The sequence below is a fragment of the Actinophytocola algeriensis genome, assembly GCF_014203735.1.
Taxonomy (GTDB): domain Bacteria; phylum Actinomycetota; class Actinomycetes; order Mycobacteriales; family Pseudonocardiaceae; genus Actinophytocola; species Actinophytocola algeriensis.
Map to the genome: position 1 here is coordinate 909,315 of NZ_JACHJQ010000001.1, position 12,228 is coordinate 921,542.

At 71.0% G+C, this 12,228-nt stretch carries 14 protein-coding genes; 7 read left to right on the forward strand and 7 right to left on the reverse strand.

The window, feature by feature from the left end; translation table 11 throughout:
- Positions 1–13: 13 nt before the first annotated feature.
- Positions 14–1,360 carry a sensor histidine kinase gene (locus FHR82_RS04295; protein WP_184808876.1) on the reverse strand — a complete coding sequence of 449 codons (1,347 nt, stop codon included), beginning with the start codon at positions 1,358–1,360 and terminating at the stop codon, positions 14–16.
- 4 nt (positions 1,361–1,364) lie between these two features.
- Positions 1,365–2,018, reverse strand: coding sequence for a response regulator transcription factor (locus tag FHR82_RS04300; protein ID WP_184808877.1), 654 nt, complete (start codon positions 2,016–2,018; stop codon positions 1,365–1,367).
- Positions 2,019–2,088: 70 nt separating this feature from the next.
- Here FHR82_RS04300 and FHR82_RS04305 point away from each other — a divergent pair, with 70 nt between their 5' ends.
- Complete coding sequence (locus tag FHR82_RS04305) at positions 2,089–3,366, forward strand: Nramp family divalent metal transporter (protein WP_184808878.1); 1,278 nt, start codon at positions 2,089–2,091, stop codon at positions 3,364–3,366.
- Positions 3,367–3,455: 89 nt separating this feature from the next.
- Positions 3,456–4,094: a class I SAM-dependent methyltransferase gene (locus tag FHR82_RS04310; protein ID WP_184808879.1), complete on the forward strand. Its 639-nt coding sequence runs from the start codon at positions 3,456–3,458 to the stop codon at positions 4,092–4,094.
- Between the two features lie 119 nt (positions 4,095–4,213).
- Here the strand turns inward: FHR82_RS04310 and FHR82_RS04315 are convergent, their stop codons facing one another.
- On the reverse strand, positions 4,214–5,041 hold the full coding sequence (locus tag FHR82_RS04315; RefSeq protein ID WP_311770865.1) for an HtaA domain-containing protein: 828 nt from the start codon (positions 5,039–5,041) through the stop codon (positions 4,214–4,216).
- On the opposite strand from FHR82_RS04315, the gene FHR82_RS04320 reads away from it, so the two are divergent.
- Both FHR82_RS04320 and FHR82_RS04325 read left to right on the forward strand, forming a co-directional pair.
- Positions 4,931–5,593, forward strand: a complete 663-nt coding sequence (locus tag FHR82_RS04320; protein WP_221463452.1) for a FecCD family ABC transporter permease — start codon at positions 4,931–4,933, stop codon at positions 5,591–5,593. The genes FHR82_RS04315 and FHR82_RS04320 overlap by 111 nt on opposite strands.
- Positions 5,593–6,357, forward strand: coding sequence for a heme ABC transporter ATP-binding protein (locus FHR82_RS04325; RefSeq protein ID WP_184809299.1), 765 nt, complete (start codon positions 5,593–5,595; stop codon positions 6,355–6,357). Before FHR82_RS04320 ends, FHR82_RS04325 begins: the two co-directional genes overlap by 1 nt.
- Positions 6,358–6,367: 10 nt before the next feature.
- On the opposite strand, the gene FHR82_RS04330 is transcribed toward FHR82_RS04325, so the two are convergent.
- Positions 6,368–7,831, reverse strand: coding sequence for a phospholipase D-like domain-containing protein (locus tag FHR82_RS04330; protein ID WP_184808882.1), 1,464 nt, complete (start codon positions 7,829–7,831; stop codon positions 6,368–6,370).
- A 107-nt stretch (positions 7,832–7,938) separates the two neighbouring features.
- Here FHR82_RS04330 and lepA point away from each other — a divergent pair, with 107 nt between their 5' ends.
- Positions 7,939–9,783, forward strand: a complete 1,845-nt coding sequence (lepA, locus tag FHR82_RS04335; RefSeq protein ID WP_184808883.1) for a translation elongation factor 4 — start codon at positions 7,939–7,941, stop codon at positions 9,781–9,783.
- A gap of 6 nt (positions 9,784–9,789) precedes the next feature.
- On the opposite strand, the gene FHR82_RS04340 is transcribed toward lepA, so the two are convergent.
- The 3 genes from FHR82_RS04340 to FHR82_RS04350 are packed head-to-tail and all read right to left on the reverse strand — an operon-like array spanning position 9,790 to position 11,005.
- Positions 9,790–9,969, reverse strand: a complete 180-nt coding sequence (locus FHR82_RS04340) for a hypothetical protein (protein ID WP_184808884.1) — start codon at positions 9,967–9,969, stop codon at positions 9,790–9,792.
- Positions 9,966–10,493, reverse strand: a complete 528-nt coding sequence (locus FHR82_RS04345) for an RNA polymerase sigma factor (RefSeq protein WP_184808885.1) — start codon at positions 10,491–10,493, stop codon at positions 9,966–9,968. Before FHR82_RS04345 ends, FHR82_RS04340 begins: the two co-directional genes overlap by 4 nt.
- Positions 10,494–10,552: 59 nt before the next feature.
- Entirely contained in the window at positions 10,553–11,005 is a 453-nt protein-coding gene (locus FHR82_RS04350; protein WP_184808886.1) for an NUDIX domain-containing protein, read from the reverse strand.
- Positions 11,006–11,028: 23 nt separating this feature from the next.
- Here FHR82_RS04350 and FHR82_RS04355 point away from each other — a divergent pair, with 23 nt between their 5' ends.
- Positions 11,029–11,565 (forward strand): Uma2 family endonuclease, encoded by a 537-nt coding sequence (locus tag FHR82_RS04355; RefSeq protein WP_225943952.1) that lies wholly within the window; start codon positions 11,029–11,031, stop codon positions 11,563–11,565.
- A 61-nt stretch (positions 11,566–11,626) separates the two neighbouring features.
- Positions 11,627–12,193 carry a Uma2 family endonuclease gene (locus tag FHR82_RS04360; protein WP_446471752.1) on the forward strand — a complete coding sequence of 189 codons (567 nt, stop codon included), beginning with the start codon at positions 11,627–11,629 and terminating at the stop codon, positions 12,191–12,193.
- The last annotated feature ends 35 nt before the right edge of the window (positions 12,194–12,228 follow it).

Here is a 12,228-nt window from a genome sequence, read left to right on the forward strand (position 1 = left end):
GTCGCCGCGTTGGTCATCGTGCCGTCCGCAGGGTGATGGTCACGGCCAGGCCGCCGCGGTCGCCGTTGCCGACGGTGAACCGGCCGCCGTGGGCGGTGGTCAGGCGTTCCGCGATCGCGAGGCCGAGGCCGGAGCCGGGGGTCGCGGTGGTCGCGCGCCAGAAGCGTTCCGTCAGGCGTGCCAGGTGTTCTTCGGGCACGCCGGGGCCGTCGTCGTCGATGGTCAGTGTGGTTTCCGCCGGGGTGGTGTGGCTGGTCCAACGGATCGTCGCGTCCGCGCCCGCGTACTTGATCGCGTTGTCCAGCACGACATCCAGCACCTGTGCGAGCTCCGGTTCGGCGCAGCGCACCGGGAGCGTCACCGGGATCTCGCCGGCCAGGTGCACACCCGCCGCGTCCGCCGCCCGCCCCCACGCCTCGACCCGGTCGGCGAGCACGGTCGCCGCGTCGCAGCGCGCGGCCGCGGCCGACGCGGCCAGGTCGGTCGCCGTGCTGTCCGCCGACGCGAGCGTCAGCATGCCGGCCAGCAGGGCCTCGAGGCGGTCCAGTTCGCTGACCACGGGGTCGTAGGCGGGGTCGGTCGCCGCGAGCGTGTCGATGCGCAACCGCAGTGCCGCCAACGGGTTGCGGAGCTGGTGGGACGCGTCGGCGACGAGTTGCCGTTGCCTGCCAGCGGATTCGGCGAGCGCGTCGGACATCTGGTTGAACTGCTCCGCCAGGCCGCGCAGCTCGGGCGGGCCGGTGCTGACGTCGACGTGGGTGCGTTCGCGTCCGGCGGCCACCGCGTGCACGCCGTCCGCCAGCTGCGCCACGGGCCGCAGCAGCCAGCGCGCGATCCGCAGCACCAGCAGCACACACGCGGCCGCCGCGACGAGTGCCGCGAGTAGCACCACCGCCCAGCGGAACCGGATGTCCGCCACCGCGGCCGCCACCGACGACCGCAGCACCACCGCACCCGACACACTCGTGCCGGTGCCGACGGCCTGCGTGAACAGCACGGTGCCGCCCGACCACGGCCGCAGCTCGGCGAGTGCCTGCCTCGGCTGGTTGCGCAGCGCGGCGTCGATGGCGGCCGCCACGTCCGGGTCGGTCGCCCGCATCCCGGCCTCGACCACGACGCGGCGGCGGGCGTCCACGACCACCACGTCATCGCCGTACAGGGTGGTGTGCGCGCGGACCTCGGTGACGAGGTGGGTGCGGTTCTCCTGTGCCAGCACGGCGAACCGGGCCGCGTCGGTGGTGCGGGACGACACGAACTGCTGGGTGCGGTTGGCCGCGGTCGACAGCAGCAGCGGCACCGCGAACCCGGCGACCGCGACCACCGCGAACGCCAGCAACACCGCCAACAGCCTGCGCCGCAAGGAGCTACTCCTCCAACCGGAACCCGAAGCCGCGGATCGTCGCCACCAGACCCGGGCGGCCGAGCTTGGCACGCAGGCCGGTCAGGTGCACGTCCAGCGACCGGGACACCGCCAGGTACGCGTCGCCCCACACCTCGTCCAGCAGCCGCTGCCTGCTCACCGCCACCCCCTGGTTGCGCGCCAGCACCGCGAGGATGTCGAACTCCTTGGCCGTCAGCTCGATCTCGCCGCCGTCCGTGCTGACGCGCCGCGCGTCGAGGTCGATTTCCAGGTCCCGCACCCGGACGACCCTGGACTCCCCGGCAGGTGCCGCCCGGCGGGTCACCGCGTGGATGCGGGCCAGCAGCTCCGCGAGCCGCACCGGCTTGACCAGGTAGTCGTCGGCGCCCAGGTGCAGGCCGCGGACCACGGAACGTTCGTCGCCGCGGGCGGTCAGCACGATCACCGGGGTGGTCGCCACGCGGCGCAGCTTCCGCAGCACCTCCAGACCGTCCACATCGGGCAGTCCGAGGTCCAGCAGCACCAGGTCGGCGTCGTGGTGGCGGGTCAGCGCGTCCTCGCCGCGGGTGAGCCGCTCGGTCAGGTGCCCGTGCGCGCCCAGCGCGCCGACGACCGCGTCCGCGACGCCGTCGTCGTCCTCGACGACCAGGACCTTCACGTGCGACCTCTTTCCTAAGCGACCGTTAAGTCTGACGGACCGGGGTGCCACCCGAGGTTACGGTCCCGGCATGTCGAGTGAAGTGGACCACAACGTGGTGGCCGCGCCAGCGGACTGGCGTGCCCGGCTCAAGCAGATCGGCCCCGGCATCATGGCCGCCGCCACCGGCGTCGGCGCGGGGGACCTGGTGGCGACGATGGTCGCCGGTTCCAAGTACGGCTACACGCTCCTGTGGGCGGTGATCATCGGCACCGCGTTCAAGCTGGCGCTCGGTGAGGCCGTCGGCCGCTGGCACCTCACGTCCGGGCAGACGATCCTGTCCGGCTGGCGCACGCTCGGTAAGTGGGCGCTGTGGTACTTCGGCGTGTACGCGGTGATCTGGGGCTTCGTGTACGGCGCCACCGCGATGTCCGCGTCCGGGCTGCCGCTGAACGCGCTGTTCCCGTTCCTGTCCGTGCGGTACTGGGCGATGCTCTGCGGGCTCGCCGGTTTCGCGCTCGTCTGGTACGGCCGGTACGCGATCCTCGAGAAGGTCATGACGGCCTTCATCGGGATCATGTTCGTGACCGTGGTCGGCACCGCGTTCCTCGTGGCACCGAACCTCGGTGACGTCGCGTGGGGCCTCGTGCCGAGGCTGCCGGACGGCTCGCTGGTGTACGTCCTCGGCCTGATCGGCGGCGTCGGCGGCACGATCACCATGGCCGCCTACGGTTACTGGACGATCGCGAAGGGCTGGCGCGGCCCGTCCTGGCTGCCGATGATGCGCACCGACAACGCGGTCGGCTACCTCACGACCGGCGTGTTCGTGATCGCGATGCTCATCGTCGGCTCGGAGTTGCTGGCCGGCCACGAGGTCGTCACCGGCGACAAGGGTCTCCTGACCCTCGGCGACACCCTGGCCGCCGACTACGGCGAGTGGGCCAGGATCCCGTTCCTGGTCGGGTTCTTCGCGGTGGCGTTCACGTCGGTGATCGGCGTGTGGAACGGCGTGAGCCTGCTGTTCGCCGACTGGTGGCGCACGCTGCGCGCACCGTCGGACGAGGCGGGCGAGAAGGTGGAGCACCGGCAGCTGGAAGGCAGCCGTGCCTACCGCGGGTACATCCTGTGGCTGACGTTCCCGCCGATGGTCCTGCTGTTCCTCGACCAGCCGTTCCAGCTGACCGTCGCGTACGGCGCGCTCGGCGCGTTCTTCATGCCGTTCCTCGCCGGGACGCTGCTGGTGCTGCTGAACTCGCGGCGGGTGGGCGCGGACGGCCGGTCGGGCTGGATCTCGAACACGTTCCTGGTCGCGTGCGTGGCGTTGTTCGCCTACCTCGCGTACGACCAGCTCGTCGGCCTGTTCGAGTAGGACCGGGGGGTCGGTGGCTGGGCCCGGCCGGGCGATGACCAGGCCGGGTCCAGCGCCCGGATCTCCGCGTCGCGGACTACCGTCGAGCCATGTCTGGCTGGGCGGGGAGCCGGTTGCCGGCGCGGGTGTACGACTTCGGGGTCGAGCGGGAGTGGCTCGCGCGGCCCGCGGGTGCGCTGCTGTGGGGCACCGACACCCGCCTGATGTACGAGACGATCCGCACCATCGGGGCGCTGCCGCCCGGTGCCGCGGTGCTGGACGTGCCGTGCGGCGGTGGGCTCGCGTTGCGTGGGACGCGGCCGGGGCAGGACCTTCGTTACGTGGCGGCCGACATCTCGCCGGTGATGCTGGCGCGGACCCGCGCGCAGGCCACCAGACTGCGCCGCGAGGTGACGGTGATGACCGCCGACGTCACGCGGCTTCCCTTCCAGGACAACGGTTTCGACCTGTGCGTGTGCTTCAACGGCCTGCACTGCCTGCCCGATCCCGCGGCGGCCGTGCGGGAGATCACCCGCTGTCTCAAGGTCGGCGGCCGCCTCGTGGGGGACACGATCGTGCGCGGGGCGGGGCGGCGGCAGGACCTCGCGATCGGTGCGTTCCACCGGTTCGGCCTGTTCGGCCCCGGGCGCACGGTCGACGAGGTCGAACGCTGGTTCACCGACGGCGGCCTGCGCGTGGACCGGCTGGAGCTGTCGGGCGCCGTGGCCCACTTCGCGGCGACCCGCTGAGCGCGGGCCGCCGCGAGAGTGCTCAGGCCCTGACCCGCCTGCGCGGCATCACGAGCGTGGCACCCGTGAGCACCATCGTCAGGCTGATGGCGACCAGCATGCTCACGTTCACCCCCGTGTCAGCCAGGTTCTGCGCGACCGGGGTCGTCGGCGTGTGCACGGACCCGCCGCCGCCACCGCCCGCCGCCGGTGGCGGGAGGGTCGCGCCGTCGAGTGCGATCGTGACGGTCAACCGGGTCCAGTTCGGTACCCGCCGGGTAGAAGCCCGCGAAGCCCGACGCGCCCTGCTCGGTCAGCACCGCGGGCATCGCCGTGTACGTGTTGAGTCCGTTCCCGACGGTCGGGGTGCCCGGCGTCAGCGTGGCGAACACCGCGTCGTCCAGCTCGACGTACTCCTCCGGGTTCTCCAGCCCCTTGCTGCGCACGTCGAGGAGCAGTTCCGCGGCACCGTTCGCGAACCGCACCTGGGGCTGCGAGATCGTCAGGTCCAGCAGACCGTCGTGGCCGGTGAAGTGGACGCCGCCCGCGAACGTGACGAGCTCCTCCGTGCCCGAGGTCAGGTTCTCCCACGCGAACGGGCCGTCGCCGGTCACGTCGTCGAGCGTCCACGAGCCGTGGGCGATCGGACCGCGGATGTAGTCGCGGAACGACTCCTTCAGGCCCCACTCCAGCCGCGCGTCGGTCACCCCGGTGCCCGGGTCCACCGGCGGCGTCGTGGGGTCGGTAGGGCCGGTCGGGTCCGTGGCGAAGGTCAGGTCCGTGAACAGCTCGTGTGCCGCGTTCACCGCGCCGCCCGCGGCATACGTGATCACGCCACAGGTTTCCGGCGTGCACTCCTGGTCGGCCACGTCGAGCGTGCCGCTGAACGTGCCGTCCGGCTTCAGCTCCACGTAGTCCGGGTTCGTGCCGGCCGGGTCGAGGATCGCCCTGGACGCCGCGGGCAGCACCCACTCAACGCGTTCGCGTTCGGGGTGATCGCGTTCCTCACCTACGTCGCGGACCCGCAGGCGCGTGAGCAGATCGTGTTCTGGCAGCTCGGCAGTCTCAACGGGGCGACCGGATCGGCGGTCGCCGCGGTGACACCGCTCGCGGTGGCGGGCCTGGTGATGGCGGCTCTGGTGGCGGGACGGCTCGACCTGCTCGCGCTCGGGGAGGGGCCCGCGCGGCACCTCGGCGTGCACGTGGAACGGCTGCGGCTGGTGGTGGTCGTCGCGGTGGCGCTGCTCGTCGGGGCGGGGACGGCGTTCGCGGGGATCGTCGGGTTCGTCGGGCTGGTGGTGCCGCACGTGATCCGGATGATCGCCGGGCCCGCGCACAAGCTGCTCGTGACGGCCAGCGCGGTGGGTGGCGCGCTGGTGATGGTGAGCGCGGACCTGCTGGCGCGGACCGCGGTCGAGAACGCGGAGCTGCCGCTGGGCATGCTGACCTCGCTCGTCGGCGGGCCGTTCTTCTTCTGGCTCCTGCGGCGCACGCGGAGCAAGCAGGGCGGGTGGGCGTGATGCTCGCCGCCCTGTCGGCGGTGTCGGTCGCCCGAGGCGGGCGGACCGTGCTGGACGACGTGTCGCTCACCTTGTCGGCCGGGGAGGTCGTCGCCGTCGTCGGGCCCAACGGGGCGGGCAAGTCGACGATGGTGGGCGTGCTCGCCGGGGACCTGTCACCGGTGTCCGGGACCGTCACCGTGGACGGGCGGCCGGTGGAGCGGTGGCGGCCGAGGGAGCTCGCCGTGCGGCGGTCGGTGCTGCCCCAGCACACCGCGGTCGCGTTCCCGTTCACCGTCGCGCAGGTCGTCGCCATGGGCCGGGCGCCGTGGGCGGGGATCGCGTCCGCCGACGAGGACGAGCGGGTGGTCGCCGAGGCCATGGCCGTGACCGAGGTGACCGAGTTCGCCGGCCGCACGTTCAGCACGCTGTCCGGCGGCGAGCGGGCCAGGGTGGCACTCGCGCGCGTGCTGGCCCAGCGCACGCCCGTCCTGCTGCTCGACGAGCCGACCGCGGCCCTCGACCTGCGGCACCAGGACCTCGTGCTGTCCGTGGCCGCCGCCCGCGCCGCCGCCGGGTGCGGCGTGCTGGCCGTGCTGCACGATCTGAACCTCGCGGCGGCGTACGCGGACCGGGTCGCGATCGTGGCCGGCGGGCGGCTGCGGGTGTGCGGGCCGCCGGGCGAGGTGCTGACCGGTGACCTGCTGACCGAGGTCTACCACCGCGAGGTCGAGGTCATGGCACACCCGCGTACCGGCAGTCCGCTGGTGCTGCCGGTGCGCTGATCAGGCGTGCTCAGCCGTCCACGAGCAGGCCCCGCAGCGGGCCCTGCAGGCGTCCCGCCCGTTTGGACTGGCCGGGCAGGAACACGAGCCGGTGCGTGCGGGGCAGTCCCCGGCTCTCCAGCTCCGCCTGCTCCTCGGCGATCGGCCGCCACAGCCGGTCGACGACGTCGGCCGGCGTGCCGGACACCTCCTCGACCGGCAGTTGCAGGTGCTCGGACCACAGCCGCAGCCGGGTCGTGCGGATCAGTTCGTGGTCGTCGGTCGCGATGTTGACCTCGGTGTCGTTGAACAGCGAGTGCTCGTTGAGGTTCGCGGACCCGATCGTCATCCACGCGTCGTCCACGATGCCGACCTTCGCGTGCACGTACACCGGCGCCCACGTGTCGCCGTCATGCGTGGACAGCGTGGTCGCCACCAGCTGGCGGCCGGGGCTGTCCTCGTCGGCGTCGATGAGCCTGCCGAGCTGGCCGCGGGTGGTGTCCGCGCCGTTGCTCGGCTTGCGCGGCAGCAGCAGGACCACGCGGAAGTCGTCGGTCGGCGGGGCGCATAGCTTGTCCATCAGCACCTCGGCGATCTCCGGTGACCACAGGAACTGGTTCTCCAGGTAGACGAGGTGCCGTGCCGACCGCAGCGCGCGCAGGTAGGCGTCGAGGATCGTGAACTCGCCCTTCGGGGCGAAGTCGTAGGTCTTGTCGGGGACCGTGCGGAGGAACTGCACCTTCGTGCCGCCCGCCTTCGCGGGGATCTTCGGCTCCGGCAGGTCCTCGTCCGTGACCTCCTCCCAGCGCTGCCGGAAGTGCCGCGCCACATCGGCGACGATCGGGCCTTCGAGCCTGGTCATCAGGTCGTGCCAGCAGATCGGGCGGCTCGGCGGGTGCTGCACGCTGTCGTGCCGGTCCCCCTCCAGCGCGGTGAAGTCGATGCCGCCGACGAACGCGACCTCGTCGTCGACGATCACCAGCTTCTCGTGGTGGCAGTGCATGGTGCGTTCACGCGAGTCGAGCACGCACTTGACGTCGGTGTTCGCCGTGAACTTCTTCTGTTCGGCCCGCACCAGCCCCCGGGTCGGCTGGAAGGCGGGCAGGGGCGGGCCCGCCCACAGCAGCAGCCGCACGTCGACGCCGCGCTGCGCGGTCGCGGCCAGCAGGTCGCGCAGTGTGGGTGCGTCCGGTTCGCGGGTCAGCCGGAAGTCCGGGCTCGCGTGCCAGTTGGCGATGTGGACGTGCGACCTGGCGTTCCTGATGGCCCTCTCGATGGCAGGCAGCGCCTCCTCACCGTCGACCAGCACGTCGACCCGGTTGCCGTCGCGGATCGGCGCGCGGCCCCCGAAGCGGTCCTCGGTGCCGGTCGGCTCGAGGACCTCGCCCCAGCCGAGGTGTCTCAACCGGCGTTCGTGGTGAGCGCACAGGGCGTGCTCGAGGCCGTCGCCCAGCCGCTCGTCCACCTTGTCCAGGAGTGAGCGAAATGAGTTCACAGCTACCATGGCACTACAGCTCGACGAGGTTCGCCGAACGAGCGCGCAGGCGGTCCCCGGGCACGTGGGACGATGTGACGTACCCGTAGACACCGCGAGGAACCTGAGTGACCACTTTCGCCGACACGACGTTCACCAAACCTGAGCTGATCAGGAACTTCTGCATCATCGCGCACATCGACCACGGCAAGTCGACCCTTGCCGACCGCATGCTGCAAATCACCGGCGTCGTCGAGGAGCGGCAGATGCGGGCCCAGTACCTGGACCGCATGGACATCGAGCGTGAACGCGGCATCACGATCAAGGCACAGAACGTGCGGCTGCCGTGGCAGGTCGCCGGGCAGAACCACGTCCTGCACATGATCGACACGCCGGGCCACGTCGACTTCACCTACGAGGTGTCGCGTGCGCTCGAGGCGTGCGAGGGCGCCGTCCTGCTGGTCGACGCCGCCCAGGGGATCGAGGCGCAGACGCTCGCGAACCTGTACCTCGCGATGGAGAACGACCTCACGATCATCCCGGTCCTCAACAAGATCGACCTGCCTGCCGCGGACCCGGACAAGTACGCCGAGGAGATCGCGCACATCGTGGGCTGCGAGCCGACGGACGTGATGCGCGTCTCGGCGAAGACCGGCCTGGGTGTCCGCGAGCTGCTGAACGAGATCGTCCGGCTGGTGCCCGCCCCGGAGGGTGTCGACGACGCCCCGGCCCGTGCGATGATCTTCGACTCGGTCTACGACACCTACCGCGGCGTGGTGACCTACATCCGGGTCGTGGACGGCAAGATCACGCCCCGCCAGCGGATCAAGATGATGTCGACGGGCGCGACGCACGAGCTGCTCGAGGTCGGCATCATCTCGCCGGAACCGAAGCCGTCGACGGGCCTCGGTGTCGGTGAGGTCGGCTACCTGATCACCGGCGTGAAGGACGTGCGCCAGTCGAAGGTCGGCGACACGGTGACGTCCGAGCGGCGCGGCGCCACGGAGGCACTCGCCGGCTACCGCGAACCGAGGCCGATGGTCTACTCGGGCCTGTACCCGGTGGACGGTTCCGACTACGCCGACCTGCGTGAGGCGCTGGACAAGCTGCGCCTCAACGACGCCGCGTTGTCCTACGAGCCGGAGACCTCGGCCGCGCTCGGCTTCGGCTTCCGCTGCGGCTTCCTCGGCCTGCTGCACCTGGAGATCGTGCGGGAGCGGCTGGAACGCGAGGCAGGCCTGGACCTCATCTCCACCGCGCCGAACGTGGTCTACCGGGTGGTCCTGGACGACGGCGGCGATCTGCAGGTCACCAACCCGTCGGACTGGCCGGAAGGCAAGATCGCCGAGGTCTACGAACCGGTGGTGAAGACGTCGATCATCGCCCCGAGCGACTACATCGGCGCGATCATGGAGCTGTGCCAGTCGCGGCGCGGCCAGCTCGGTGGCATGGACTACCTGTCGAGCGACCGCGTCGAGCTGCGCTACACGATGCCGCTCGGCGAGATCATCTTCGACTTCTTCGACACGCTGAAGTCCCGCACCCGCGGCTACGCGTCGCTGGACTACGAGCCGGCCGGCGAGCAGGCGGCGGACCTGGTGAAGGTCGACATCCTGCTGCAGGGCGAACCGGTGGACGCATTCTCGGCGATCTGCCACCGCGAGGCGGCGTACGCGTACGGCACCCGCATGGCGTCGAAGCTGCGCGAACTCATCCCGCGGCAGCAGTTCGAGGTCCCGATCCAGGCGGCCATCGGCGCGCGCGTCATCGCCCGCGAAACCGTCCGCGCGATGCGCAAGGACGTGCTCGCGAAGTGCTACGGCGGTGACATCACCCGTAAGCGCAAGCTGCTGGAGAAGCAGAAGGAAGGCAAGAAGCGCATGAAGATGGTGGGCCGCGTCGAGGTCCCCCAGGAAGCCTTCGTAGCCGCCCTCTCCACGGACGAGTCCTCGGACAAGACGAAGAAGAAGTAGCCGCGGCTATTCCGGCACGAGCCACGCCACGTCCAGCGTCCACGAGGCCAGGCGTGGCTCCCTGCTGGTCAGCCGCAGCCCGGCGGCCATCGCGTCGGCGATGACGTCCGGCGGCACCGGGTCCACGCGGCGCAGCAACGCCGCCAGTGCGCCCAGCAGGTCCAGATCACCACGGCTGTACTTCATTCCGGACCTCCACCGAGAAGGATCAGCCGCCTGCGCAACACGTCCAGGCAGCGGCCGCGGGTCTGACCGAGGCTGTTGACCTTGATCCCCAGCGCGCGGCTGAGCTGCACGTAGGTCAGTTCCGGCGCGTGGGCCAACAGCCCCAGCAGCTGCCTGCACCGCGCGGGGAGCGTCGCGAACGCCTGCCACAGCAGCTTGTCGCGCGCCGTGCGGAGCACCGCGGGTTCCTCGTAGGTCCCGATCTCGATCTGCTCGAGCGGGACCTCGCGCCTGCCCTGCAGCAGGATGCGGAGGCACTCGCGACGGGCCGTGGTCGCGAGCCAGCCAGCGACCCGGTCGGGGTCGCGCAGCCTCGGCAGGTGTTCGGCCAGGGCCGCCCACGTGTTCTGCGACGCGTCGGCGGCGTCGGCACCCCGCAGCCGGTGCGCCCTCGTCACCGACCAGACGACGCTCGCGTGCCGGTGGACCAGTTCGTGCCAGGCTTCCTCGTCACCACGTGACGCCCGGTGGATCAGCTCCCGCATGGCACCTCGGACGGAGCCCGCGCCGTTCCGGATTCGGCTGCCACCCGAAATGAGTAGGACTACCCACCGTGCGCGACTCCGTGCTCCAGGTACACGGTCCGCCGCTCCTCCTGCGCCCGCACGGCCGCGCGCATGCGGCGTTCCAGCCGCGGGATCAGCCGGCCGAAGGCCTCGTCGGGCGGCAGGAACGCGGCGGACTTCAGCTCCTCGGGCTGGAGCCGGATGGCCGCGATCTCGTCGACGGTGAGGATCCCGCCGTCGAACACGAACAGCACCCGGTCGCCCTGCGCCGGGTGCGGCGCCCAGTCGACGACGAGCAGCGCACCGGGCTCACGGACCAGGCCCAGCTCCTCGGTGAGCTCCCGCGCACACCCCTGTGACGGCGTCTCGCCGACCTCGATGATGCCGCCGGGGATCTCCCAGTGGTCCTTGTACGTCGGCTCCAGGAGCAGGATCCGGCCCTGCTCATCACGGATCAGTGCGCCTGCCGCGCTGAGGATGGTGTTGTGCACGGCAGCAGTGCACCATGAGCGGCATGGGGCGGCCGTTCACGGTGGACGATCTCGAGTTCATGCCGGACGACGGCAACGTCTACGAACTGATCGACGGGGTGCTGTTCGTCAGCCCGCCACCCGGCAGGCGCCACCAGCGGGCGCTGGTCCGCCTCGGCGAACTGCTCGACGACACCTGCCCCGACGAGCTCGCCGTGCTGTGGCCGCCGTACGTGGTGCGCCCGTCGCTGGACACCGAACTGCGCCCGGACGTACAGGTCGCGTGGGACGCCGACATCCACGGCGAGGTCGTGCTCGACGCACCGGAGCTGGTCGTGGAGGTCATCGACGCGAGCAGCACCATCAACGACCTCAACAACAAGAAGGCCGCCTACGAGCGCATGGGCGTGCCGCACTACTGGGTGCTCGACCCGGCCCGCCCGGCGCTGCTGGTGTACGAGCTGGTGGACGATGCCTACGAGCTGGCGGCCGAGGTGTGCGCGGAGGAACCGTACGAGACCGAGGAGCCGTTCCCGGTTCGCGTCGTGCTGACCGAGCTCCTCGGCGGTCACCCTTCGTGATCATGTCGGTGCCCTGTGTTGTACTTGGCGCCGACAAGAAAGGGGGAGCACCATGAGTGTCATGACCGCCACGCGCTCGGCCGGCATTCCACAGGGTCGCCCATTCACCGTGGACGACCTGGAGGCCATGCCCGATGACGGGAACCGCTACGAGCTCATCGACGGGATGCTGGTCGTGAGCCCGGCACCTGGCATGCGCCATCAGAAGATCGTGGCCAAGGTGTTGGTGGCGCTGGACGCTGTCTGTTCGGACAGACTGCACGTGTTCCCGGCGCCCTTCGCCGTCCGGACCTCGACGACCACCGAGCTGCAGCCGGATGTGCTGGTGGCCCGCGACGAGGACCTCACGGAGAAGCTGCTTCCGGTCGCGCCGCTGCTGGCCGTGGAAGTGCTGTCGCCGAGCAGTGTGATCAACGATCTGAACAACAAGAAGGCTGCCTACGAGCGGATGGGCGTGGCGTCGTACTGGGTGGTCGACCCGCAGGCGCCGAGCATCGCCGTGTTCGAGCTGTCCGACGGTCGCTACGAGCAGATCGCCGAGGTGAAGGGCACCGACGTCCTGTCGGTGGAGCGGCCGTTCCCGGTGCGCATCGTGCCCACCGAACTGCTCGGCACGCTCGCCCCGTAGGTCTCTTTCGTCCAAGACGGGCGGATTACCGTCGT